Source organism: Seongchinamella sediminis (assembly GCF_003457605.1).
In the GTDB taxonomy this organism is placed as follows: Bacteria; Pseudomonadota; Gammaproteobacteria; order Pseudomonadales; family Halieaceae; genus Halioglobus; species Halioglobus sediminis.
In genome coordinates this window covers 168325-193520 of record NZ_QRAN01000001.1, presented here as the reverse complement: position 1 = coordinate 193520, position 25196 = coordinate 168325, and the positions used below count along the sequence as shown (strand labels likewise).

Annotated in this window: 24 protein-coding genes; 1 reads left to right on the top strand and 23 read right to left on the bottom strand. The window is 61.7% G+C overall.

Going from position 1 to position 25196, the window contains the following annotated elements:
- Window position 1: 1 nt before the first annotated feature.
- The 20 genes from rnhB to DWB85_RS00645 form a co-directional block, all read right to left on the bottom strand.
- On the bottom strand, window positions 2–604 hold the full coding sequence (gene rnhB, locus DWB85_RS00740) for a ribonuclease HII (protein ID WP_117952228.1): 603 nt from the start codon (window positions 602–604) through the stop codon (window positions 2–4).
- Window positions 597–1727 (bottom strand): lipid-A-disaccharide synthase, encoded by a 1131-nt coding sequence (gene lpxB / locus DWB85_RS00735; protein WP_476707468.1) that lies wholly within the window; start codon window positions 1725–1727, stop codon window positions 597–599. The genes rnhB and lpxB overlap by 8 nt, the downstream gene beginning before the upstream one ends.
- A 23-nt stretch (window positions 1728–1750) precedes the next feature.
- Window positions 1751–2521, bottom strand: a complete 771-nt coding sequence (gene lpxA, locus DWB85_RS00730) for an acyl-ACP--UDP-N-acetylglucosamine O-acyltransferase (protein ID WP_117952224.1) — start codon at window positions 2519–2521, stop codon at window positions 1751–1753.
- Entirely contained in the window at window positions 2518–2949 is a 432-nt protein-coding gene (gene fabZ, locus DWB85_RS00725) for a 3-hydroxyacyl-ACP dehydratase FabZ (RefSeq protein ID WP_117952222.1), read from the bottom strand. The genes lpxA and fabZ overlap by 4 nt, the downstream gene beginning before the upstream one ends.
- 49 nt (window positions 2950–2998) lie before the next feature.
- On the bottom strand, window positions 2999–4012 hold the full coding sequence (gene lpxD / locus DWB85_RS00720; protein WP_338055612.1) for a UDP-3-O-(3-hydroxymyristoyl)glucosamine N-acyltransferase: 1014 nt from the start codon (window positions 4010–4012) through the stop codon (window positions 2999–3001).
- A 7-nt stretch (window positions 4013–4019) separates the two neighbouring features.
- Window positions 4020–4538 (bottom strand): OmpH/Skp family outer membrane protein, encoded by a 519-nt coding sequence (locus DWB85_RS00715; RefSeq protein ID WP_239017179.1) that lies wholly within the window; start codon window positions 4536–4538, stop codon window positions 4020–4022.
- A 29-nt stretch (window positions 4539–4567) separates the two neighbouring features.
- On the bottom strand, window positions 4568–7153 hold the full coding sequence (gene bamA / locus DWB85_RS00710) for an outer membrane protein assembly factor BamA (protein WP_117952218.1): 2586 nt from the start codon (window positions 7151–7153) through the stop codon (window positions 4568–4570).
- A gap of 60 nt (window positions 7154–7213) precedes the next feature.
- Window positions 7214–8569, bottom strand: coding sequence for an RIP metalloprotease RseP (rseP, locus tag DWB85_RS00705; RefSeq protein ID WP_117952216.1), 1356 nt, complete (start codon window positions 8567–8569; stop codon window positions 7214–7216).
- Window positions 8569–9783 carry a 1-deoxy-D-xylulose-5-phosphate reductoisomerase gene (gene ispC / locus DWB85_RS00700; RefSeq protein ID WP_117952214.1) on the bottom strand — a complete coding sequence of 405 codons (1215 nt, stop codon included), beginning with the start codon at window positions 9781–9783 and terminating at the stop codon, window positions 8569–8571. Before ispC ends, rseP begins: the two co-directional genes overlap by 1 nt.
- Window position 9784: 1 nt before the next feature.
- Window positions 9785–10621, bottom strand: coding sequence for a phosphatidate cytidylyltransferase (locus DWB85_RS00695; protein WP_117952212.1), 837 nt, complete (start codon window positions 10619–10621; stop codon window positions 9785–9787).
- On the bottom strand, window positions 10614–11396 hold the full coding sequence (gene uppS / locus DWB85_RS00690; RefSeq protein ID WP_117952209.1) for a polyprenyl diphosphate synthase: 783 nt from the start codon (window positions 11394–11396) through the stop codon (window positions 10614–10616). Before uppS ends, DWB85_RS00695 begins: the two co-directional genes overlap by 8 nt.
- A gap of 29 nt (window positions 11397–11425) precedes the next feature.
- Window positions 11426–11983: a ribosome recycling factor gene (gene frr / locus DWB85_RS00685; RefSeq protein ID WP_117952206.1), complete on the bottom strand. Its 558-nt coding sequence runs from the start codon at window positions 11981–11983 to the stop codon at window positions 11426–11428.
- Between the two features lie 28 nt (window positions 11984–12011).
- A complete protein-coding gene (pyrH, locus tag DWB85_RS00680; protein WP_117952203.1) occupies window positions 12012–12737 on the bottom strand; it encodes a UMP kinase in 726 nt (241 codons plus the stop codon).
- 147 nt (window positions 12738–12884) lie between these two features.
- Window positions 12885–13511, bottom strand: coding sequence for a urate hydroxylase PuuD (locus DWB85_RS00675; protein WP_117952200.1), 627 nt, complete (start codon window positions 13509–13511; stop codon window positions 12885–12887).
- Window positions 13512–13569: 58 nt separating this feature from the next.
- Complete coding sequence (locus tag DWB85_RS00670) at window positions 13570–14265, bottom strand: crotonase/enoyl-CoA hydratase family protein (protein WP_117952197.1); 696 nt, start codon at window positions 14263–14265, stop codon at window positions 13570–13572.
- A gap of 111 nt (window positions 14266–14376) precedes the next feature.
- A complete protein-coding gene (locus DWB85_RS00665) occupies window positions 14377–15426 on the bottom strand; it encodes a GSU2403 family nucleotidyltransferase fold protein (protein ID WP_117952194.1) in 1050 nt (349 codons plus the stop codon).
- Window positions 15427–15689: 263 nt separating this feature from the next.
- A complete protein-coding gene (gene groL, locus DWB85_RS00660) occupies window positions 15690–17336 on the bottom strand; it encodes a chaperonin GroEL (RefSeq protein WP_117952191.1) in 1647 nt (548 codons plus the stop codon).
- 48 nt (window positions 17337–17384) lie between these two features.
- Entirely contained in the window at window positions 17385–17675 is a 291-nt protein-coding gene (locus DWB85_RS00655) for a co-chaperone GroES (RefSeq protein WP_117952189.1), read from the bottom strand.
- 204 nt (window positions 17676–17879) lie between these two features.
- Window positions 17880–18305, bottom strand: coding sequence for an FxsA family protein (locus DWB85_RS00650; RefSeq protein WP_117952186.1), 426 nt, complete (start codon window positions 18303–18305; stop codon window positions 17880–17882).
- 55 nt (window positions 18306–18360) lie between these two features.
- Window positions 18361–19407, bottom strand: coding sequence for a DUF481 domain-containing protein (locus DWB85_RS00645; protein ID WP_162845953.1), 1047 nt, complete (start codon window positions 19405–19407; stop codon window positions 18361–18363).
- A gap of 29 nt (window positions 19408–19436) precedes the next feature.
- Between DWB85_RS00645 and DWB85_RS00640 the strand changes: the two genes are divergently transcribed.
- Window positions 19437–19751, top strand: a complete 315-nt coding sequence (locus DWB85_RS00640; protein ID WP_117952178.1) for an MGMT family protein — start codon at window positions 19437–19439, stop codon at window positions 19749–19751.
- Here DWB85_RS00640 and DWB85_RS00635 read toward each other — a convergent pair.
- The 3 genes from DWB85_RS00635 to DWB85_RS00625 form a co-directional block, all read right to left on the bottom strand.
- On the bottom strand, window positions 19742–20626 hold the full coding sequence (locus DWB85_RS00635) for a hypothetical protein (protein ID WP_117952175.1): 885 nt from the start codon (window positions 20624–20626) through the stop codon (window positions 19742–19744). The genes DWB85_RS00640 and DWB85_RS00635 overlap by 10 nt on opposite strands.
- Window positions 20627–20880: 254 nt before the next feature.
- On the bottom strand, window positions 20881–23196 hold the full coding sequence (locus DWB85_RS19720) for an AmpG family muropeptide MFS transporter (RefSeq protein WP_275399552.1): 2316 nt from the start codon (window positions 23194–23196) through the stop codon (window positions 20881–20883).
- A 33-nt stretch (window positions 23197–23229) separates the two neighbouring features.
- On the bottom strand, window positions 23230–25182 hold the full coding sequence (locus tag DWB85_RS00625; protein ID WP_117952172.1) for a sulfotransferase family protein: 1953 nt from the start codon (window positions 25180–25182) through the stop codon (window positions 23230–23232).
- Window positions 25183–25196: the final 14 nt, after the last annotated feature.

Sequence of the window (25196 nt, the reverse complement as noted above, 5' to 3'; positions counted from 1 at the left end):
GTCAGCCGCCCACCGCGAGCATAGCCCGCACAGGGGCGAAGCTGCGCCGATGTACCGGCGTCACCCCCAGGGCCCGCAGGGCCTCCAGGTGAGCGGCGGTGGGATAGCCCTTGTGGGCGGCGAAGCCGTAGCCCGGATACTCTCGTTCCAGGGCGACCAGTTCGCGGTCGCGCTGCACCTTGGCCAGGATGGAGGCCGCGGCAATGGCCGGCACCCGGTCATCGCCTTTCACCACCGGCTCGGATGGATACGACCAGCGCGGCAGGCGGTTGCCGTCCACCAGCACGTATCCCGGCTGCGGTGACAGCGCCGCCACCGCCCGCTTCATCGCCAGCAACGAGGCCTGGAGGATGTTGAGCTCATCGATTTCCGCCACCGAAGCCCGCGCCACCGCCCAGGCCGCCGCCCGCTGGCGAATCTCGCCGGCCAGGGCCTCGCGGCGGGATTCACTCAGTTTCTTGGAGTCGCGCAGTCCGGCAATCGGCCGGGCCGGGTCGAGTATCACCGCCGCGGCGACCACATCCCCCGCCAGGGGCCCGCGGCCAACCTCGTCGACACCGGCGATATCCGGCCCCTCGTAGTCGACCTGGAACAGCTCATCCATGGCCGGCGCTCTCGCCCCCGGCCAGCGCCTTCAGCGCCAGCGCGCTTTTCTCACCGTAGCCCTGCCGCAACTGCTCGTGAATCTGGTCAAAGGCCTGCAACTGCTCCCCGGAGGCGGCCCCTGACAACAGCGGTGCGACCGCGGCGGCAGCGGCTTCCGGCGTGGCCGCCTCCTGCAGCAGTTCCGGTACCAGGGAGCGCCCCGCCAGCACGTTGGGCAGCGCGGCAAAACTGATCTTTACCAGCCTGGTAACCAGCCACCAGGACAGTGCCGCCATGCGGTAGGTGACCACCATCGGGCGCTTGACCAGGGCGGCTTCCAGGGTGGCGGTACCCGAGGCCAGCAACACCGCGTCAGCGGCCGCCATGACTTCCCGCGAGCGACCGGCGACAAGAGTAAGCGGCAGATCGGCCTGGCTGGCCAGCAGCTCGCGCAATTCCTGCTCCCGATCCGGGTTGGCCGCGGGCAGGACAAAGGCCAGGCCGGGGTTCTGCTGCCAAAGCAGGCGCGCCGCGCCCAGCAGCACCGGCGCCAGGCGGCTCACCTCACCGCTGCGGCTTCCCGGCAGCAGCGCCAGCAGCTTGCCCTCGGCTGGCAATTGCAAGGCCTGCCGCGCAGCTACCGGGTCCAGCCGCGGCGGCAGTTCGTCGGCCAGCGGGTGGCCGACAAATGCCGCCGGCACGCCGTTGTCACGGTAGACCTGGAGCTCAAACGGAAACAGGCAGAGCATGAGATCCACCGACTTCCTGATTTTCCTGATGCGCCCCTGGCGCCAGGCCCACACCGACGGGCTGACCAGGTGGGCGGTCCGGATACCGCAGTCGCGCAATTTGCGCTCGAGCCGCAGGTTGAAATCCGGCGAGTCGATGCCGAGGAAGAGATCGGGCGGGTTATCGCGGAAGTGCTCGAAGACGCTGCGCCGTATGCGCAACAGTTCGGGCAGGCGTTTCAGGGGCTCGACAAAGCCCATGACCGACAGGCGCTCCATCGGGAACATGCTGCGCAGGCCCTGGGCCTCCATCAGCGGTCCGCCAATGCCCTCGACGATAATCTCGTCGTAATGCTTGTGCAGGGCCTCCAGCACCCTCGAACCGAGAATGTCTCCGGAGGCCTCGCCGGCCAGTACCCCAATGCGCAGGGTGTCAGTCAGCGCACAATACCCCGCTCGGAGGCGCGCACAGAGTCGATCAACACCTGTACTTCGGGGGTCTCGCGCAGCATGCTCTCCAGCCGCTGCAGGGCCAGTTCCAGGGTCAGGCCCTGGCGGTAGAGAATCTTGAACGCCCGCCGCAGCTGGCTGATGGCTTCCGCGGAGAAACCGCGGCGACGCAGGCCCTCCACGTTGATGGTCTTGGCTTCCGCCGGCGAGCCGCTGACCGTCACGTAGGCGGGAACATCCTTGCCGATGGCGGTGCCCATACCACTGAAACTGTGGGGGCCGATCTTGCAGAACTGGTGGACCAGGGTATAGCCGCTGAGTATGGCCCAGTCACCCACGTGCACATGGCCCGCCAGCGCCGTGTTGTTGACCAGGATGGTGCTGTTGCCCAGCACCGAATCGTGGCCGATGTGCACATAGGCCATGATCAGGTTGTCGTTGCCTATCGTGGTTTCCGCCCGGTCCTGCACCGTGCCCCGGTGTATGGTCACGTTCTCGCGGATGATATTGTTGTCACCGATCTGCAGGCGGGTGGGCTCGTTGCGGTACTTGAGGTCGGGGGTGGCCTCGCCGATGCTGGAGAACTGGTAAATGTGATTGCCGGCACCAATCGTTGTTGGCCCGCGAACAATCACGTGAGGCTCGATAACGGTACCCGGGCCAATCTCCACCTGCGGACCAATCACGCTCCAGGGGCCGACGCTAACGTCGTCGGCCAGACGCGCCCCCGGGTCGACAATGGCCGTTTCGTGGATCATCTGTCGGCACAGAGAATGGTCGCGGAGGCCGCCAGTTGCCCGTCCACGTCGGAGCTGACGTCGAATTTCCAGATGCCACGACGGTCGGAGACGATTGAGGCCCTCAGCATCACCCGGTCGCCGGGAACGCAGGGGCGCTTGAAGCGCAGGTTATCGGCGCCGACAAAGTAGTAGATCGAGCCGTCAGCCGGTGTCTTGCCCATGGTCTTGAACCCGAGGATGCCGGCCGCCTGGGCCATCGCCTCAACCAGCAGCACGCCGGGAAACACGGGCTTCTCCGGGAAATGGCCGTTAAAAAACGGTTCGTTGATACTCAGGTTCTTGTAGGCGACGATGGACTCTCCGAGCTTGAGCTCCACCACCCGGTCTACCAACAGGAAGGGGTATCGGTGCGGCAGGTGCTCGCGGATTTCGTCGATTTCCATCATGGGCGGATGTTCCTTTTACCAGGGCCTGTTCACACTAACTGGGTTGGCCCTAAGCTTCGCCACCTTTTTCCAGGGCGACAAGCCGTTTGTGTATGCTCTCCAGCTGGGAGAACCGGACCGCGTTCCTGCGCCAGTCCCTGTTTGTTGCCATTGGCACGCCGGAAGAATAGACGCCCGGCTCCTTGATTGAGCGGGTCACCATGGTCATGCCGGTGACGTGCACGCCGTCACAGATTTCGATATGACCGACCAGACCGACACCGCCCGCAAGCGTGCAATCGGCCCCTATAATCGTGCTTCCGGCCATACCGGTGCAACCGGCGATCGCGGTATTTTTTCCGATGCGACAGTTGTGGCCGATGTGTACCTGGTTGTCGATGATAACCCCGTCTTCAATCACGGTGTGTTCCAATGCCCCGCGATCAATGGTGGTACAGGCGCCAATCTCGACCCGGTCGCCGATGCGCACGCCGCCGAGCTGGTGAATCTTTACCCAGCCGTCCTCCGCCGGCGCAAAACCAAAACCGTCCGCGCCCAGCACCGCCTGGCTGTGAATGATGCAGGCCTCGCCGAGGCGCACATCGTGATAGATCACAACTCCCGGGTTCAGGCGCGAGTTGGCGCCTACCTGGCTGTGCTCGCCAACATAGCAATTGGCGCCGATACTGGCCCCCTCGGCAATCTCGACCCCGGCCTCGATCACCGCATTGGCGGCCACCGTCGCGCTCTCCGCTATCCGCGCCTCGGCAGAGACGGTGGCAGTGGGATGAATGCCGGCGGCTCCAGTGTGAGCGCGGTCAAAGATCGCGCTGAGGCGGGCGAAGGCCAGGTAGGGATCCGGCGTTGCCAGTGTCGCTACCGGGCACTGATCGACCAGTTCGGGTTGAATCACTACCGCCGCCGCCCGGGTAGCCGCCAGCTGGTCGGCATATTTCCGGTTGGCCAGGAAGCTCACCTGGTCAGGCCCAGCTCCCGCAAGCGTCGCCAGCCCGGCAACGGGGTGCCGGGGATCGCCTGCCAGCTGCAGGTCGAATTGCTGCGCCAGCTCCCCGAGGGTGATCACGCCAGGCTCATTCCGCAGGCAGCTGGTTCAGCTTGTCGGTGACCTTGGCAGTAATGCTGTAGCCGGCGTCCGCGTGGATCACGGAAGCGCGCTGCAGCAGCAGGCCAATGCCTTCGGTGGCGATCAGCTCGCGCAGGACTTCCTGTACCCGGGGCGACATTTCCTGCAGCAACATCTGGCCGGCGCCCTGCTCCGCCTGCTGCAGCTTGCCGGTCACGTGCTCCAGGTCAGACTGCTTGCTGGCGAGTTTCTGGCGCGCGGCGACCTGCTGCTCCTGGCTCATCACCGCCGCATCTTTCTGGAACTTCTGCACCAGCTCGTCAAATTCCTTCTTGAGCTTGTCGAACTCGGCCTTGTCAGCCTTGTAGTCCTCTTCGTTGCGCACCTCGTTGAGCCGTTTCTGGGCGAGGTCTGTCTGCAGGATGGCCTCCTGCAGGTTAACCACAGCGATTTTGCCCTGTGCCATGGCGGCTGCCGGCAGGGCAAAGGCCAGTGCGACAATGCTTGCTTTCAGAATCTTGATCACATCTATCTCCAGGTTTTTTCAGGTAAAAATCAGAATCCGCGGCCCAGGGTAAACTGGAAGGCCTCTTCCTCGTCTTCCGGGCCCGCATTAAGCGGTTTGGCCAGGCTGAAAGTCATCGGGCCAAAGCCGGTAATCCAGGTCACCCCAACACCGACTGAGTAGCGCAGTTCGTCCGCGTCGATATCGAAACAATTGATCTGGCTGGCGGAACATTTGGTATTGAACACGTTGCCCACGTCAACGAAGAACGCCGAGCGCAGCTTGCTGCGGTCCTTGATAAACGGCAGCGGAAACAGCAGCTCGGCGCTGCCTTCGATCAACACGTTGCCACCGAAGGGATCGGGATCGTCACGGAGAGTCTCCACCAGCAGCTTGCCGTCGCGGGACACATAACCGAACTGACGGCCGTTTTCGCCACCGATCTCGATGGCGTTACCGTCCTCGTCGATAGCCGTCACCGGCTGACGGGTGCTGTACAACTCCGCCGGGGTTGAGCGCGGGCCCAGGGTGTTGCTTTCGAAACCGCGGACAGAGCCAAAGCCACCGGCAAAGAAGTGCTCATAAAACGGCAATTCAGTGGTGTCGCCATAACCATCACCATAGCCCAGTTCGCCGCGCAGGCGCAGGGTCCAGTTCCTGGTGACCGGGAAATAGATTTCCCCGCGGTAATTAAGCTTGTAGAACTCCAGATCGGAGCCCGGCATGGCGACCTCCAGGGAAATGGAATTGGCGGTCCCGCGGGTGGCCATCCTGCCCCGGTTCAGGGTGGACTGGCTCCAGCTGGAGGTAATGGTCCAGTTGAGGAAATTATCGCCGTTCTTATCGAGGAAGCCCGGTTCCTCGGGAATGGTCAGCTGTTCGAAGGGCAGGTCCTGGATGGGGATGATTTGCTCCACATCCGAGAACGTACCATCGTTCTGCTGGGTGCTTTCAAACCAGTAGTCCACCCCGTCCAGCAGTCGCGGGCTGGCCTTGATTTCCTGTACGGCAAAGCGCCCGGCGGTAATCTCGGTGTCGGAAAGACCAAAACTGAAGCCCAGCCGCTGGGTTTCCTTGATCGGGTAGCCGAAGTTGATCGCCCCGCCGAGGGTGTCGGTGGTGTAGCTGGCCACGTTGACCTCGGACAGGTCGGTGGAACGATAGAACACGTTGAACCCGCGGCTCACCCCGTCCTCGGTAAAGTAGGGATTGGTGTAGCTGAAGTTGTAGAGGTCCTGGTAGCGCGAGGAATTCAGGTTGATGCCGACCCGCTTGCCGGTGCCCATGAAGTTGTCCTGCTGCAGGTTCAGGCCCAGGATCAGCCCGGCGTCCTGGGCGTAGCCGAAGCTCGCGCCGATGCTGCCGGAAGACTGCTCCTCCACCTCGAACTCGACATCGATAAGATCATCATGGCCGGGGACCTGGGGTGTTTCCACCGTGGCCTTGCTGAAGTAGCCCAGGCGCTCCAGGCGCACCCGGGACTGCTCGATGGCGGACGCCGAGGCGGGGGCGCTTTCCATCTGCCGCATTTCGCGGCGCAGCACATCGTCCGCCGTTTTCATATTGCCCTTGAAGGTGATCCGCCGCACATAGGTGCGTTTACCCGGGTCGACGAAAAACTTCATGGCAACCACGTTGCCGTCTTCCTCGACTTCGGGGATGCCGGTCACCTTGGCGAAACTGTAGCCCTCATTACCCAGGCGGCGGGTCATGTATTCCTCGGTGGAGGTCACCAGCTGCTGGGAGAAGGTCTGGCCCTCGGCCACCAGCAGGAAGCGGCGCAGGTCCTCCTCCGGCAACACCAGGTCGCCGGACAGGTCGACCGAGCCCACGGTAAACAGGTCGCCCTCGCTGACGTTGGCGGTGATGTAGACCTCTTCCTTGTTGGGTGAAACCGACACCTGGGTGGAGTCGATCCGGAACTGCAGGTAGCCCCGGTCCATATAGTAGGAGGTCAGGCTTTCCAGGTCGCCGGTGAGTTTTTCCTTGGAGTACTTGTCGTCGTTGGTGAAGAAGGAAAACCAGCCGGTGGTCCGCAGCTCAAATATTTCCTGCAACTCGTCGTCGTCGAACACCTCGTTACCGACCACGTTGATGTGCTTGATCGTCGCCACTGTGCCTTCGTCCACGTCGATATTGATCGACACCCGGTTGCGGGGCTCCGGCAATACCTCGGTCTCGATGGCGGCGTCGTAGCGACCCTGCTGCACGTACTGGCGCTGCAGTTCCATTTGCATGCCCTCCAGCGTGGAGCGCTGGAACACCTGGCCGACCGCCAGGCCGGCACCCTTGAGGCCGTCCAGCAGCGCCTCGGTCTCGATCGCCTTGTTACCCTCGATATTGATCTCACTGATACTGGGACGCTCGACCACCACCACGACCAGCACATTGCCGTCGCGGCCGATGCGGATGTCGTCAAAGTTGCCGGTGGCGAACAGGCTGCGGGCAGAGGCGCGCACGGCGTACTCGTCGAACGTATCGCCGACACCTACCGGCAGCGCCGCGAATACGCTGCCAGCTGATATACGTTGCAGGCCTTCCACCCGGATATCGGAGATCTGGAATGTCTCCGCCGATGCCAGTGGCGCCAGCAAAAACAGCACCAGTGACAGGTATTTGCTCAGTCGTCTAATCAAAGTTCACTCAATCAACGGGTTGTGCCTGGTGGCTATTGCTGGGGCCGCGTAGCGTGCCGCTTACAGGCGCGTAAAATCGTTATATAGGGCCAGCATCATCATGCCCAGCACCAGGAACAGGCCCACCTGGTAGCCGAGGGCCTGTATTTTCTCAGGTACGGGCCGTCCCGCCAATAGCTCTATGGTGTAAAACAGGAGGTGGCCCCCATCCAGTACCGGTATGGGCAGCAGATTCAACACCCCCAGGCTGACACTGAGCAGGGCCAGAAAGCCGATGTACGATTCCAGGCCTGACTTGGCCGAGGCGGACGCCACTTTAGCAATGGTGATAGGGCCGCTCAAGTTTTTTGGCGAGATCAGGCCCATGATCATTTTCTTGATGGAATTGACGGTAAAGGACATCAGGTCCCAGGTGCGTACCACCGCCGCACCCGCCGCTTCCAGCGGCCCCCGGTTGAAGGTGCGCACCATGTCCTCGGGCATCTCGGGAATGGCCACGCTAATCCCGACCCGGCCGAAAACCTCGCCGCTGTCATCCGTTACCCGCTCCGGGGTGATAAGCCCGCTAACCAGGGCGCCGTCGCGCTCGTACTCCAGGCTGATAGCCTCACCGGGGCGGGCCCGGACGTACCTGACCCAGTCCATCCACTTTTCCATGGCCACGCCATCGGCGCTGAGAATACGGTCTCCCGGCTGCAGGCCCGCGCGCTCGGCGGGGCCGCCCGCGACAATGGTGTCGACCAGGGGCGGCACCTCGGGCGTGTACATGACCAGCCCCAGGCCGCCAAACAGGTCCGGCTCCTCCTGCTCGGACAGCCAGCGTTCGATACCCGCTTCCGACTCGTAGACCACGTCCGACCCGGGGTACTTAACGCCAAATCTGATCGTACCGGTGTCGCCTATCCGGTCCAGCAGGGCAAAGCTCAGGGCCTGCCAGGTGGGTGTGTCCTGGTCGTCGATGGCGACAATTTCCTGGCCCGCCTCCAGGCCGGCGACATCGGCCACCGAGCCTGCCTCGACCTCGCCGATGACCGGCGCATAACCGCTTTCACCGGCCATGAACAAAAACCAGTAGGCGACCACCGCCAGGGCCAGGTTGGCCAGCGGGCCAGCGGCCACCACCGCGATGCGCTGCAGCACCGGCTTGCGATTGAAGGCCTGATCGAGCAGCTCCTCGGGCACCTCTCCCTCGCGCTCGTCCAGCATCTTGACGTAGCCACCCAGGGGAATGGCCGCCACGCTGTACTCAGTGCCCTGCCGATCCGTCCAGCTGCCCAGCGACTTGCCGAAGCCGATGCTGAAGCGCAGCACCTTGACGCCGCATTTACGCGCCACCCAGAAATGCCCGTACTCGTGCACGGCGACCAGCACCGCCAGCGTGCCCAGGGTAATGAGAATGGTGTATACAATATCCATCAGGCCAGATTCGTTGCTGTGGGGTTAAGGGCCAGGCCGCCCAGCAGTTCACGGGCGATCGCCCGCGCCTCGCTATCTGCAGTTTCGACCACGGCCAGGCTCTCGGGTTCAACAATACTCACCCGCTCCAGCACCGCCTCTATGAGCCGGGGAATATCGGTAAAGCGCAGCGTCTCCCCCAGAAACGCGTCCACCGCCACTTCATTGGCGGCATTACAGACCGCCATGGCGGTGCCGCCGGTTGCCACCGCTTCACGGGCCAGCCGCAGGCAGGGAAAACGGGCCTCGTCCGGCGCCTCAAAGTCCAGGCGCGCCGCGGCGACCAGGTCCAGCGCGGCCACCCCGGAGGCCACACGCTCCGGCCAGCCCAGCCCGTAGGCGATGGGGGTACGCATGTCGGGGTTGCCCATTTGCGCCAGCACCGAGCCGTCCAGGTACTGCACCATGGAGTGAATAATGCTCTGGGGATGCACCACCACCTCGACCAGGTCGGGCGCCAGATCGAAGATCCAGCAGGCCTCAATAAATTCCAGGCCCTTGTTCATCAGGCTGGCCGAATCCACGGAAATTTTCCGCCCCATGGACCAGTTGGGATGGGCGCAGGCCTGGTCCGGCGTGGCATCGCGCATCTGCTCAAAGGACCAGGTCCGGAACGGGCCGCCGGAGGCAGTGAGCAGGACCTTGCTGACCCCGGCGAGCCCCGGGCGGGCCTCATGGTCCGCCGGCATGCACTGGAATATGGCATTGTGCTCGGAGTCGATGGGCAGCAGCCGGGCCCCGGACTCGCGCACCGCCCGCATCAGCAGATGGCCGCCCATCACCAGTGATTCCTTGTTGGCCAGCAACAGGGTCTTGCCGGCCCTGGCCGCGGCCAGGGTGGATGGCAGGCCGGCGGCACCGACAATGGCCGCCATGACGCTGTCCACCTCCGGCGCGCTGGCCACCCGGGTGAGCCCGCTTTCACCCTGCAGCACCTCGGTGGCACACTCGACCGGCAGGCGCTCTCTGAGCTGCTGGGCGGCGGTTTCATCCATCATCACCGCATAGCGGGGCTGGAATTCCAGGCACTGGGCCAGCATGGCCTGTACCGAGCGATTGGCGGCGAGGGCATACACCGCAAACCGCGCCGGGTGACGGGCGATGACATCCAGCGTACTGACCCCGATGGAACCAGTAGACCCCAGTACACTGACCAGGCGAGGCGCAGTGTTCATCTCACCACCCTGCCAGTAACAGGCCCAGGGCGAACACCGGCGCGGCGCCGCACAGGCTGTCGAGCCGATCCAGAACACCGCCGTGGCCGGGCAGCAGGCTGCCGCTGTCCTTGGTACCGCTCTCGCGCTTGACCATGCTGACGGACAGGTCCCCGACCACGGATGCGAGACTGGTGGTCAGCGCCACCGCCAGCACCGACAGCAGGCTGATGTGGGCACTGTGGGCCGGACGCAGGTACCACAGCAGCACGCCCAACAGGACCACCGCCAGCACCCCGCCCCAGAATCCTTCCCAGGTCTTGGCGGGGCTGACCTGCGGCGCCAGCTTGTGTTTGCCAAAGGATTTGCCGGCAAAATAGGCACCGATATCGGCGGCGGCCACTATGGCCACCATGATCACCACCAGCAGGCCGCCCCGCGGGAAGCTCAACAGGTAGACCGCCGCCATCCAGGCGGGGCCGAGAATAAGCAGGCCCATCAGGCTGCGCATCAGGCTGTGGCGCCATATGATGGCGCTGCCCGGATAACTTTTTACCCACAGCAGGGCGAAAGACCACCACAGGCAGGCGAGGCCAAGCACCGGCTGCACCTGTTCCCGGGTGGGTGCCTGGCCCAGCTGACCGTGACTGTATAGCGCTGCCAGTGCGGCGGCGAGCACCAGAACAAACAGCCCCCGGCCCGCGATTGACTCCCAACCCGCCAGTCGCGACCACTCCCAGCCGCCGGCCAGCACCAGCAGGGCGAACACGGCGGCCAGCGCCGGCAGCGGCAGGAAGGTAACCCCGGCGATAAACAGGCCCGCCATGATCAGCGCGGTGGCTACCCGTTGCCTAAGCATCGAGTTCTCCACCGGCGACAATGCCATCCGGTTCCCGCACCCCGAAGCGGCGTTCACGGCGGCTGTAGTCAGCCAGTGCACGGGCAAATTCCAGCTCACCGAAATCCGGCCACAGGGTATTGGTAAAGTAGAGCTCGCTGTAGGCAAACTGCCACAACATGAAATTGCTGATCCGGGCGTCACCCCCGGTGCGGATACAGAGGTCGGGGGCCGGCAGGTCGGCGGCGGACACTTCCCGGCCAAGCAGCGCCGGGGTGATCTCACTGGCCTGCATGGTGCCGGCGGCAACCCGCTCCGCGAGCTTGCGGGCAGCCTGGGCGATATCCCACTGGCCGCCGTAATCAACGGCGATGACCAGGGTGGCCTCGGTATTACTGGCGGTAAGTCGTTCCGACTGCTGCATCAGCCGCTGCAGGCGCGGGCTGAAGCGGGAGCGCTCGCCAATAAAGCGCAGGCGGATGCCGTCCTTGTCCAGTTCGCGCACTTCATTGCGCAAATAGCGCGAGAGCAGTGCCAGCAGCGCCCGGACTTCCGGCAGGGGTCGACCCCAGTTCTCACTGCTGAAGGCGAATACCGTGAGCACCTGTACGCTGTGGTTGCGACAGGCACGCAGCACGCTGCGTACCGCTTCCACACCGGCGCGGTGCCCGGCGGGTCCCGGCAAGCCATTGCGTTTTGCCCAGCGGTTGTTGCCATCCATGATGATGGCAACATGGCGCGGGGTTACCGCCGTGCTTGCGTCACTGTCACCGCTGCGCGAAGAATTGGCGGGCATGGCGGGCACTGAATCCGGCTTACCGGATCCTAGATCTCCATCAGGTCGGCTTCTTTCTCAGCCAACATCTTTTCGATCCGGGTGATGTAGCTGTCGGTCAGCTTCTGGATTTCATCCTGGCCGCGACGCTCATCGTCCTCGCTGATTTCCTTGTCTTTCTCCAGTTCCTTGAGCATGGCATTGGCATCGCGACGGGCGTTGCGCACCGAGACCCGTGCCGACTCCGCTTCCTGGCGCGCCTGGCGGATATAGCCCTTGCGGGTGTCCTCGGTGAGCATGGGCATGGGAATGCGGATGACCTCCCCCGCGGTGGCCGGATTCAGGCCCAGGTCGGACTTCATGATGGCCTTTTCGACCGCCGGGATCATGGTCTTGTCCCAGACTGTCAGCGACAGGGTGCGGGCGTCTTCCACGTTGACATTGGCCACCTGGTTGAGCGGAGTGTCAGCCCCGTAGTACTCCACCCGCAGGCCGTCCAGCAGGCTGGGATGGGCGCGCCCGGTGCGAATCTTGTTGAAGTTGTGGCCCAGGGCGTCAAGGCTCTTTTCCATGCGCTCTTTCGCGTCTTTGCTGATGTCGTCTATCACTCTCTTGTTTCCTCCGGGGGCCAGTCGCTCACTCGATCAGAGTGCCGTCGTCACCGCCGCGAACAATGTTCAGCAGCGCGCCCTGTTTCTCCATTTCAAACACCCGTACCGGCATATTGTGGTCCCGGCACAGGCAGATTGCGGTGAGGTCCATGACCTCCAGTTTCTTGTCGAGCACCTCATCGTAGGTGAGCCGCTCGTACCTGATGGCATCCGCCACCTTCATCGGGTCCGCGGAATAAACCCCGTCCACCTTGGTCGCCTTCAGCACCAGGTCCGCCTCCACCTCGATGCCCCTGAGACAGGCCGACGAATCGGTGGTGAAGAAGGGGTTACCGGTACCCGCGGAAAAAATCACCACGTCGCCATTACTCAGGGCCCGAATGGCCTTGCGCCGGTCGTAGTGGTCCACCACGCCGCTCATGGGGATGGAAGACATCACCTGGGTGGAAATATTGGAGCGTTCCAGGGCATCCCGCAGGGCCAGGGCATTCATCACTGTGGCCAGCATACCCATGTGGTCTCCGGTCACCCGGTCCAGGCCCACCGCCTGCAGCGCGGCGCCGCGGAACAGATTACCGCCGCCAACGACAAGGCCGACCTGGACGCCAATCCCCACCAGCTGGCCAATTTCCAGGGCCAGGCGATCGAGCACTCGGGGATCAATACCAAAATTTTCCTTGCCGGTCAGAGCCTCGCCGCTGAGCTTCAACAGGATGCGCTTGTATTTTTTGTCACCGGATGACGGGGCCATAAAAACCTCTCCTGAACTGGGGCCGTATCTTACAGGACAAAGACCCGCACCCCCAGTGGGAATTTGGGGAAATGGGCCGGCCCGGCACCCCGTCCAGATACAAAAAACCCGCCCGTGAACCGGGGCGGGTCATATTGCGGAGAAACCTTAGAGCAGGGCCAGCAGCGCCCAGACCACCGCGGTCAGGCCCACACTGCAATGAATAACGCCTTTGACGCTGGTCATGGGCCCGGTCTTGCCGAACAGGGCATTGGCTTCCAGCGCCAGGATCAGCACCACGCAGGCACCGAAGCCAAGGGCGCTGGCGTCCAGCGGCAGGTGCTTGGAGGCCAGCATCCCGAACAGCATCGGACCGGAAAGCAGGGTATTGGTGCGCGACGCCAGGCCGGCCTTGGCAGCCGCCGCCGGGCCATCGCCCTGTTTCAGGCCGATAACAACCTGCTGTTTGGGCCAGATCACCAGCCAGACGTTGAGGAACATCAGGGTTCCCGCCAGGGCGCCAATCCAGAGGGCCGGCATGCTCAGCACATTGGCCGTGGCGCCGACCTGGTGCAACAGGCTCAGGCCGGTGAGGAAGGTGAACATGGCGCCCCAGCGGAACCACCACAGGGCCCGGGGCGCCAGCTTCTTGACCGCATCAGCCTTGGCGTCCGCCTCGGCTTCCTTGAAGTACTCCGTCTGCACGAAGTTGAAGTAATACAGCATGCCTATCCAGACAATACCGAACAGGACGTGCGCCCACCGAAATACGAACTCCAGAACCAAGCTACTCATTCACCTACCCCTTCTGATTTTGTTGTGTGTTGTGCCCGGGCATTATACACGCTGCCAATTATACGCCGCCACCGGCGGCGAAGTCCTTTTCCCTGGCCTCATCCAGGGCCGCCATCAGCGGCGCCCGGACCCGACTCTTGGTCACCTTGTGGGCCTTCATGTCAAGTCCCGCAAGCTGGCTGGCAACGGCCCTCGCGCGGGCCATCACCTGCCCGGAGTCCATGGCCTCATCCAGGTAACCGGCCTCCACCGCGCCATCGGCATCGTACAGGTAGGCGCAGTTGACGGACAGCTCGAAGTGCGCCGGATCGAGCCGGGCGCGGGCGATCTCCACCCCGAAATGGGGCAGCGCCATACCGATCGCCACCTCATTCAGGCCCAGCTTGAACTCCCCCGCGGTGCCGATGCGGTAATCGGCGCACATCAGCATGATGCCGCCCATGGCGAGGGCGTGACCGGTGACCGCCAGCACCACCGGGGTGGGAAACTGCAGCAGCCGACGGGCCAGCTCGGCTCCGCCAGCGACGAGCTTCAACATCGGCTCACCACCCTCACCCATCACCTTGAGGTCAAAGCCGGCGGAGAATTTGCCGGGGCGGCCGGCGATAATAACCGGCTTGCCCGCGGCCTCGGCCTTGTCGAGGGCGGCATTCAATTGCTCGAGCAGGGTGAAGGACACGGCGTTGGCCTTGCCATCGTCCAGGGTTACGAGGCTGTACTTGTCCTCTGCGGCGAATGTAACAACGTCGGTCACGGGGCGGCTCCTGTTATGCAGTGATCGGTAAACGGGAGCATACGTTAGTGCAACTTGGGCGGCATGGCCAGTATTGTTCGCCACTGTGATAGCTTATGGGGGAGTAGATACCTACAGTTGCTCATTGCAAGCATCCCTCAGGTTTGTCGGGAGTTGCTTCACCCCTGCTCGCATTTGTTGCAGGAATTTTTCACTTCTATTTTTTTTCGCATATTCTTTTGCTGAATCTATCGCGAGCCACAAATCTCCTGGGCGATGTTCCAAGAGAACAGATAAAACCTGGGCAGCCTGTTGAATGTCTTTCTTTGCCTTTGCTGCTTTTGCCAATGGTCGTCGTTGCGAGACCACTAGCTTGTGTACGCCATACCTTGCAGGATTCGGCACATTAACGACAACACCAGATTTATGTAGCAATACAGCCTTCTGTGTGTCTTCCAGCAGATAATCCAGAAACCTCACCTGATCAGCGTAGGACTTTATAGGCCCGACATAGAGGGAGCCTTCTCCCTTCCCCTTCGCAGGTGTAATCAGGTCGACCTTGAACTCCTTCCCGCGCACCTTGAAGCTGGTCGATGGGGATTTTCGATCCAGCATCGGCACTTCAAGAAGAGATTCCTCAGAGGACAATATAGTGTCTTTCAAAGGCGTCATTTCTTCAGGAATAGCAATCATGCACTCACCGCTTCCTGCAAGATCAACGTCCTGGGTGACAGTAGTGTCTTTATTCCATGAAACTCCCAGCATATTTCCAATAGCAATAAAGGCGTAAGATCCCACAAGTACACCCCCTGCCCTGAACAAGCCCGACTGTGCTGCTGCATTCAGTACTTTGAATGCCATGTGACTGATCTCTGAGCACCCAGCAGCAATACACATGGCGACCAGTCTTTCCATCTGCTGTTTCTCTGCTTTGTCTTCGAGCCAGCGACTCCTTTGCTGTTCAATTCTTGCAAGCAATTCGTCCGATTCTTCGCCAAGGTAGTACTGCTTTCTGCGGTCGCCCAGAACATGTTGCAAATACCAGTAACGACCAGACTTGAGATTTTTTGAACTAAAACTAAAACCTGTCCTGTCTGTTACTTCATTAGATAAGGAAAAATCCAGGAGATCAGAATACGCCACCAGCGCACTGCCCGGTAAATCAGTATATTGTCGTCCCATTACTTTATACTCAATCTAAATATAGACTGAGTATAGCAACAGAAACGATTTATACTCAGCCTGCATCTAGATTGAGTATAAAGAACTCGTGTTCAGTTGCTCTTGGAGATCTGTGCCAAGTATCTATTTAATGACATAAAAAGGCCCCGCACTATTTCTAGTACGGGGCCTTTTAGGTCTCGCCAGGTTTAGCTACTTCAGATCCAGAGCTATTTAATGCCTGGGGCCGAAGCCGGGTTTTTAAACGCTGGCAGCAGCCGGGCTTACATCATGCCGCCCATGCCACCCATGCCACCCATGTCGGGCATTGCCGGGGCGCCACCGGCGCTGTCTTCCGGCGCGTCGGCGACCATTACCTCAGTGGTAATCATCAGACCGGCAACGGAGCCAGCGGCCTGCAGCGCAGTACGGGTGACCTTGGCGGGATCCAGGATACCCATCTCGATCATATCGCCGTACTCGCCGCTGGCGGCGTTGTAGCCATAGTTGCCCTCGCCCTGGCGGACCTTGTCCAGTACCACGGACGCTTCGTCACCGGCATTGGCGACGATCTGGCGCAGGGGACCTTCCATGGCGCGCAGCGCTGCCGCGATACCGTGATTCTGGTCTTCGTTGTCGCCCTTGAGGTCGGCGATAGCGGTAACAGCACGCACCAGGGCAACGCCACCACCGGCAACTACGCCCTCTTCAACCGCTGCGCGGGTTGCGTGCAGGGCATCTTCTACGCGGGCCTTTTTCTCTTTCATCTCGATCTCGGTGGCGGCGCCAACCTTGATGACCGCAACACCACCGGCCAGCTTGGCCACGCGCTCCTGCAGCTTCTCACGATCGTAATCGGAAGAGGTGTTCTCGATCTGGGTGCGGATCTCGCCGACCCGGGACTGGATAGCGGCCGCATCGCCGGCACCGTCGATAATGGTGCTGTTGTCCTTGTCCATGGTCACGCGCTTGGCGCTACCCAGGTGCTCCAGGGTGGCGGATTCGAGATCCAGGCCCACTTCCTCGGAGATGACAGTACCACCGGTCAGGATGGCGATGTCCTGCAGCATTGCCTTGCGGCGGTCGCCGAAGCCGGGTGCTTTACAGGCAGCGACCTTGACGATGCCGCGCATGTTGTTCACCACCAGGGTGGCCAGTGCTTCGCCTTCAACGTCCTCGGCGACGATCACCAGCGGCCGGGAAGCCTTGGCGACCTGCTCCAGCAGGGGCAGCAGCTCGCGAATGTTGGAGATTTTCTTGTCCACCAGCAGGATGTAGGGGTCTTCCTGCTCAACGCTCATGCTGTCCTGGTTGTTGATGAAGTAGGGGGACAGGTAGCCGCGGTCGAACTGCATACCTTCAACCACGTCCAGCTCGTTCTCGAGGCCGGAACCCTCTTCCACGGTGATAACGCCTTCCTTGCCGACTTTCTCCATGGCTTCGGCGATGATGTCGCCGATCGAGGCATCCGCGTTAGCGGAGATGGAGCCAACCTGGGCGATCGCCTTGCTGTCTTCACAGGGAACGGCGTTGCGCTCGATCTCGGCCACGGCGGCCGCTACGGCTTTGTCGATACCGCGCTTGAGGTCCATGGGGTTCATGCCGGCAGCAACGGACTTCAGGCCTTCGTTGAGAATGGACTGGGCCAGTACTGTGGCGGTAGTGGTGCCGTCACCGGCCTGGTCAGATGCCTGGGAGGCCACTTCCTTGACCATCTGCGCGCCCATGTTCTCGAACTTGTCCTCCAGCTCGATTTCCTTGGCGACAGATACACCGTCCTTGGTCACAGTCGGCGCACCGAAGGACTTGTCCAGAATTACGTTACGGCCCTTGGGGCCCAGGGTTGCCTTCACGGCGTCGGCGAGAACATTTACGCCGGCCAGCATGCGGGAGCGAGCTTTGTCGCCAAAATATACGTCTTTAGCTGCCATTTTCTAGATCCTTGTTACTCAATCGTTGTCTCTGGAAACGGGTGCGTCTTACTCGACGACGGCGAAAATTTCGCTCTCACCCATGATGATCAGTTCTTCGCCATCGATTTCGATGGTGTTGCTGCCGGCGTACTGACCGAAAACCACGGTGTCGCCAACCTTGACGGCCAGGGGGCGGATATCGCCGTTATCCAGCACCTTCCCCTCGCCGACGGCGACGATTTCACCCTGGTTGGGCTTTTCTTTGGCAGAACCGGGCAGAACGATACCGCCAGCGGAAGTTTCTTCCTCTGCATTGCGACGAACGACCACGCGGTCGTACAACGGACGGATACTCATGTGTCTTTATCTCCTAGTGACAGTTTTATGAGAGGCCCCACGGGGGTTGCTAGCTCAATGGGGGCGGGGGAAATACTTTTCAAGGCTTTTTTAGCACTCTTTTTGCGAGAGTGCTAAAAAAGCCTCCCGAAGGCGGTGTTGAGGCTCGGCCAGGCGCACAGGCGAAACCGACAGCTGGATATTTTTTCCAGTATATTCAGTTAGTTAGGGCTTTTTGTCTTCGTCGACCCGGGTGTACTGGCCCTCGATGGTGATTTCGCTCTCGAAGTCGCGCTGGGGGGCGTAGGGTTCCGGCTGGGGCGCACCCAGGGCCCGGGCGAGACGCCGCCGGAGCGGGCCAATCATCACCACCAGGGCGGCAAAATCGGAGATCATGCCGGGAAATATCAGCAACAGCCCCGCCAGGCCCATGGCCATATCGTCCACCAGCAGCGACGTGCCCAGCACCCTGCCCTGCTGCACACCCTGCAGGCGTTCGAACATCTGCCGGCCCTGCTTGCGCAACACCATCAGGCCCAGCACCACGGTGGCAAGCACGTAAAAAATGGCGGTCAGGGCGCTGGTTTCTATGCCCAGCTGGATCAGGGTGAACAGCTCCAGCCACGGCAGCAGCAGTAAAAACAATCTCATAAATACGCTCCGTAGGGGAGAATATGGGGGCGGGCGCTGGAATTCCAAGCGGCCGCTACCAGTCGTAATTCACCCCGATGGACCACTTGCGGTCCACCTTGTCGATTTCTGATTCCGCCGGCAGGTTATCGTAGTTGTACTCCAGTTGGAACACGGAGCTGAATGCGCCATTAATCGGGTACTTCAGACCGGTAATGGTGGCCAGCTCCCAGTCGTCGCCCTGCTGGAAGGATTGCAGCGCAGCGTGCCGGTGGAACACTTCCATGCCCTGGTCATTCACCCGCCAGGCGAAATCCAGGTTCCAGAGGAAGGCCGGGCGCTCGCGATTTTCCCCGCTGGTAAGGTTTTCGTTGACGTAGTTGAGCGTGCTCTTGCCCAGCAGGTCGAAATACGCGGTTTCCAGGAACTGGTAACCCATTCCCAGACCCACGGTTGTCCGGTCCTCGAGGTCGCGAAACTCGTTCTCCTCGTAGGCGGCATTACCGGTGGCAAACCACTGTTCGGTAAAAAACTGGTCGTACTGGTAGGTACCCAGCCAGCTCTGCCGGGTCTTCTGGCCATTGGTGCTTTCGTCCTGGTAACGCGCCGCCAGGGTGTGACGGGTTTCGAGAAAACGCAGCTCGGACCGGGCGTTGATGTCGTACCTGGTAACATCGGTGTTACCGGAGGCGTCTTCCAGGGCCAGGATCAGCGAGCCTTTCTGCTCCAGCAGGGGCTGCGGCAGGGTGATGGTTTCACCCGCGGCCACCACCAGGGTCCAGTCGGCCAGCGGCACCACCCCCTGGTCGCAGTGCAGATGCTGTTTTTCCCGCTGGATGAACATCCAGCAATTGTTGAGCTCACCGCTGGTCCGCTTCAGGTCGAAGCGGGAGCCGGATTCGATAAAGGCAACGTGGTTCAGGCCGATGGCGAGGTCGCCCAGTATGGCCGAGCTCCACTGCACCTGGCCATCGGATATGCCCACCAGGGCGCCGGTGATAGATTCACCGTCACTGAAATGCAGGCGATCGGCCCGGGCCGGGGCGGCGAGCGCCAGCAACAGACTGAAAACACAAAGGGAGCACCCGACAATCCATCGGGGCAGGCTCGCTGTCTGGTACATTGATTTCCCGTACATAGTGAAGTTTGACCATGGAACCCGACATCAACCAGCGCATCTGGCAGGTCGTTGCCCTCATCCCCGCGGGCAAGGTCGCCACCTACGGCGACGTGGCCGCCCAGGCCGGCCTGGCGCGGGGCGCCCGGCGCGTCGGCCGCGCCCTGAAGATGCTGCCCGGCGACACCCGCATCCCCTGGCACCGGGTACTCAACGCCCAGGGCCGGATCTCGCTACCGGCAGGTTCCGCCTCGCAGTATACCCAACGGGAACGCCTGGAGGCAGAGGGCGTGCTGTTCAAGACCAATGGCGCCGTGGATCTGCGGCGGTTTCGCGCCTTTCAGTCCTGATCTTCGCCGCCGTCGCCGCGCTTCTCCAGCGCCAGTTCCAGCGCTTTCACCCGGCGCAGCAGATGGTCGCTGCGATCGGCCATCTCGTCGACCAGGTGGCAGAGCCCGTTGACCAGTTCCACCGCGTAATCCGCTGGCACCTGGCTGGCATCGGGCAGCGCGGTCCCCTCCTCGCTGGGTTCCACCCCGGCGAAGGCCTGTCCCTCGGGCAGGAGCGAATTGACGTAATCAATTCTGCGATTGAAGCGCTCCGCTTCCCCGGCATCGAATTTCACATCCAGGGCCAGCGGAGTGACCCTGGCCTCGCGCATCAGCCGGTAAAACAGGTGCTGGCGGCCGGCAAGTCCCCGCTCCGGGTTGAGCTGGCCCTCGCGATATAGCGGGTAGCGGCTGTTCATCGCCAGCAGCAGGGCTACACCCTCGGTGCCCAGTGACTGGTTGGCCTCCTGCTCCGGCAGTTCCAGTTCGCCGGCCAGTTCCACCTGCGCCGCCTGGAAAAAATCGCTGAGCAGGTTGCCGCCGGCAAAACCCGCCGGATCAAAACGCCTGAGCACAAAGTTGTCGCGGCCAAAGGCGTCAATCCAGCGCTGGAAGAAGCGATAATTCTGGCGTCGCTTGGTCTGGCGCAACAGCGCCTGCGCGGATAGAGGTTCACGCATCTCCTTGACGTTCTGCTCCCACTGGCTCTTCAGCGCCCGCAGCGGGTCGCGCACATAGGCCACCACCCGCACCTGGTCGAAATAGGGCTCGACAAATGCTTTCAATGCCGCCAGCCCGGACTCCGACAGTCGACACAGACTTTCTGCCGATACGACCCAGTTGCCCTCCTCCGCCATGGAGAAGAACGAGCGCCACTTCTCTTCCAGGCGCTGCAATTCCGCTTGCCAGTCCTCGTCACTGATCGGTGCCAGCTGTTGGTAGTGAAAACTCTTTTGAGGCTCTTCTAGAAATAGGACAGTGAAGTCATGGGAATGGTTAAACGGTTTCCACTGGGGGTAATAGACCCCATGCTTCGCTAACGCAACCGAGCCCATGCCCAGAGATGCTTGAACAGAACTGGTCCCGGTCTTGGCCATGCCAATATGTAATACCAGTTGCTTCAACTCAAAAATCCCATCAGCGCAGCCAATTAGTGCTCGCCGCTTTCGTGCATGACTTTCGCCCAGCCCTTCAGGGCAAGAGCTATTTCCTCTAAGCCAGGTTCCCCGGATACCACCACCGGGCGGCCAGTCTGACTCTCAAGCCAGGCAATCGTGCTATCCGACACATGCAGAAGCTCCTGCTCCGACGTCACTTGCACCCCATCTCGCTGCTCCGTGTCGTACAGATGTATGTTCGCCCGCTCTCTTAGCCATTCATACCCAGCACCGTCGCGCTCAACCAGTATTTGTTGTAACAATGTAGGATGCAAACGAAAACGGTCACCAGACAGCGTAGCCAGACGACCAACCAGCGCCCTGTCTCCGGGGGCAGCCTGCGGGAAGTAAGTGCGGTAGATGTAAAGCAATTGCACCCCCGGCAGACTCAATCCCAAATTTGAATTCGCGTTCTGAGGCGCCATCGCCGGGAGTCCGACCACCTGGAGGAAATCATTGATCACATTACCGCCAGGAAATAGAGTCCGGTCATAGGCGCGCAAAATCACCTGATCGCGGCCAAATACATCGTCATAGATACCGATAAGGCGCCTGAAATTAACCACGATTTTATGGTCAAGCGGAACAAATCGCTGCTTCAGTTTCTCCTGAAACGCGCTCTCCACTCTTGAATGGAGCGGCCGGATGTAAATCACTACTTTTATTCTGGTGAAGTACTTCCCCAGTTCGGATGCGAGATTCGCACACGCCTGGTGATCCAGCAGACTGATAGATTCTGCTGAAATTATGACGGTCGGCTTGCTGGTCTCCCCGAGGCGCCGCCTGAACTGCTCCAGCGCCATTTGCTGCTTTTGCTTTAATTGCTCCTCACTGAAGTTTTTATCCCGAAAAGCAGGTTCACGACCCAGACGAGTATGGAACGCCTCGAGCAGTATAAGGGAGGAGTTTGCACGGCCGGCCGAAAAGTATTCGACCTCCGGGTCGTCAAGATGCTGGTAGAGATAATCCTGAATGGCGCTGGATCCAGTCTTGTGCATCCCGGCGTGTAGAATCACTGTGCGGGAATCAATGCGCTCTCGTTCTTTTTGCACTTGCTGTGGTTTTTGAGCTGTCCGCTCCCGCCAGGGCGCCACCCAGAACAACATCAGCATTCCCGGAATGGCCAGCACTGCGCACAGCAGGAAAAACTGCAGCCAGCCCACCTGCTCGACAATAATGCCGGTGCTGGCGTTGGCGAAGGTCCGCGGCAGTGCCGCCAGCGCGGTAAACAGGGCGAACTGGGTGGCGGCATAAACCCTGCTGGTTTCCCGGGCGATAAAGGCGGTGAATGCCGCCGTGCCCATACCCACACCCAGGTACTCGAAGCTGATGACCACGGCCAGCAGCCACAGGGAATGACCGACCGCGGCCAGCACCGCAAACCCCAGGATACTCACCACCTGCACCACACCGAACAGCCACAGGGAGCGATTGATGCCCAGCCGGATCATCAAGCCGCCACCCAGCAACCCGCCAAAAATCGCCGGCCACAGGGCCGCGTGCTTGGCCACCAGGCCGATCTCGGTCATGGAGAAACCGAGATCCAGGTAGAACGGCGTGGCCAGGGCGGTGGCCATGTTGTCACCGATCTTGTACAGGAACATGAAGCCCAGCACCAGCAGCACCCCCTGCCAGCCGCGGCGCTGCAGGTATTCCCTGAATGGCGCCACCACGGCCTCGCGCAGCCCCGCCGCCTGCGGGTACTCGGTATCCGGCTCGGCCACCAGCAGGGTCATCAGCACGCCCACCAGCATGAAGGCGCCGGTTATCCAGAACACGCTGCCCCAGGGCAGGATATCCGCCAGGATCAGCGACAGGGATCCCGGCACCAGGCTGGAAATGCGATAGGCCTGCACGTGGATGGAATTGCCCAGCCCCAGCTCCTCGTCCGGCAGAATCTCCCGCCGGTACGCGTCCAGGGCAACGTCCTGGCTGGCGCTGAAAAAGGCGACGGAAAATGCGATCCAGGCGATCACCGCCGTATCCTGCGCCGGCTGGAATGCGCCCAGCCCGGCGATACTCAGCAGCAAGGCCAGCTGGAAGATCAGCATCCAGCCGCGCCGGCGGCCGAGGAAGGGGGGCGCCCAGCGGTCCATCAGCGGCGCCCAGGCGAACTTCCAGGTGTAGGGAATGCCCACCAGCGCAAACAGGCCGATTTCCGCCAGCGATACGCCGCCGTCGCGCAACCAGGCGGGCACCAGCTGGAACAGCACGTACAGCGGCATTCCGGAAGCAAAGCCGGTAAATACACAGATCAGGATGCGCCGGTTGAATACCGATGCGCGCCAGTCGGAGCTTCCTTCAACCAAGCGCGACGCCCCCTGTCACTGTACCGGGGAAAATCACTCGACGTCGAAACCCAGCTGGCGGACAAACTCCACATCGGCCGGGTCAAAAATGGACAGGTCGCGATTGCGGAAGCGGCCCATGGTTGCCGGCGGCGACACGTTCGCCGCCAGTTCCGTCACCGCCTTCCGGCTGATCTGGATGCCGGCAAATTCGCGCAGCGCCTCCAGTTCACCTTCCGGGTCCTGGCACAGGCGGTCAAAACTGAGGAAATGGAGACGGTGACCCAGGCGCTGGCGGAAGCCCTGCATGCGCTTGTGGGCGGCAATCCAGTAGCGCAGCAGGTTCTGCGGCGTGGGACTGGTATCGCCCTCCAGCATGAGGTCGCCCCAGAAATACTGCAGCTGGTTGTGGTTGTTGCTGAATGCCATATCGAGGCCATTGCGCATCACGTAGACAAACTTCATCTGCGGAAAGCAGCGATCCAGCTGGGGCAGCAACACGTGGGAATTGGGCTCTTTCCAGCCCCAGTGCTCATCGCGCCGGTTCCTCAGGGGGGCCCCGAGCAGCGATTCCCGGGCCTGGACCAGTTGTTCCCGGGGAATGACCGGGCTGCGGTCGCACGCGCAGGCGGTATCCAGCAGGCCGCGCAATTCATCGGTCAGCTCCACGCCGTGGCGCATGGCGTTGGTAAACAGCCAGGCCAGCTTGTCCAGCTCCTCATCGGATTGCAGCAGTATCGAGCGGCGGACAAACAGCAGGCTGAACCAGAGGTTGTCCAGTGAGTCGTTCAACTCGCCGCCGAAGGTCACGCCCATTTTGCGCAGCAGGCTGATGACCAGCCGGGTGCCACTGCCACCGACCCCGCCGATAACAATCGGGCTGGCGTCCCCGGACTCCACCCGGTACACCGGTGCCGCCTCGCTGGTACCGAGCACACTGCGGGCCAGGATGCGGGCGGCATGGCGCTTCTGGTAGGCCAGGGCATTGCGATAGTGCTCGATCTGCCCGGCGAGGTGATCCAGCAACTGGGGCTCGCGGGCCCGGATATACTCGGTCATCCCGGCGGCGCTTTCCTCGGACAGGTCCAGCCCCTGCCAGGGCTGGTCCGTTTCCGGTTCCGGCTCCTCGAACAGGCGGCCATCGGCGCGCGACAGGTACTTGCGAGCGATAAACTGGTTCGCGTCCCGGGTGGCGTCGATGATCTCCAGCCGCTGCTCCGGCGACAGCACCGACTGGCTGGAAAACACGCTGGTGGATGAGGCATCCTGCTCCGCCGAGTAGTCCATCAGCACCTGGTTGAAGCGCTGGTTGTGTTCGGCATCGTCCACCAGGCAGTTGACCATGCGTTTGTACTCCCCCGCCGCCAGCGACAGCCGCGGGTTGGAATTCGCGCTGCTGAGAGCGAAGTCCTCTCCCAGCTCCAGCTTGAACACCTGCTTCATGAAGTCCCGGCGGATATCGCCGCCGTAGAACTGCTGGCGTTCGTAGGGGCGCACGATCAGTTTGCCCGGTCCCAGGGAATCGGCCCAGGGCGCCAGGATCCGGGGGAAGTCGAAGCGCTCGATCTGCTTGCGGTAAATCAGGTCAATCCGCCGGCGCTGGGGGCCAGCCTTGATCTGCTGGTTGTAGCTGGCCATGATGATGTTGTCCTGCCGGCGCAGGTACACCACCACGTTGAGGTCAAAGTGTGCCGAGACCTGGGCGCAAAACTTGCGCGCACTGGCCTCGTCCGCCCAGGCCATCAGCTCCGACGACAGCAGAATCCTGTTCTGCCGCGACTTGACCAGCTCAGGCGCCCACTCATCAACGGCCTGGAAAGACCACTGGTCCTCCAGGAAACGCGGCACATGGGGCGACAGCAGGTGATGGGCGTTGGACATCAGGCCGTGTTCGGGATAGCACACGTCGTGGCGGGCGAGCACTTTGCGATTTTCCCAGAAGAAATTCTGCAGAGCAGTGGTACCGGTCTTGCCCATACCGATATGCAGATACAATTTCTTCTTCATGACGTCTCTCTGTT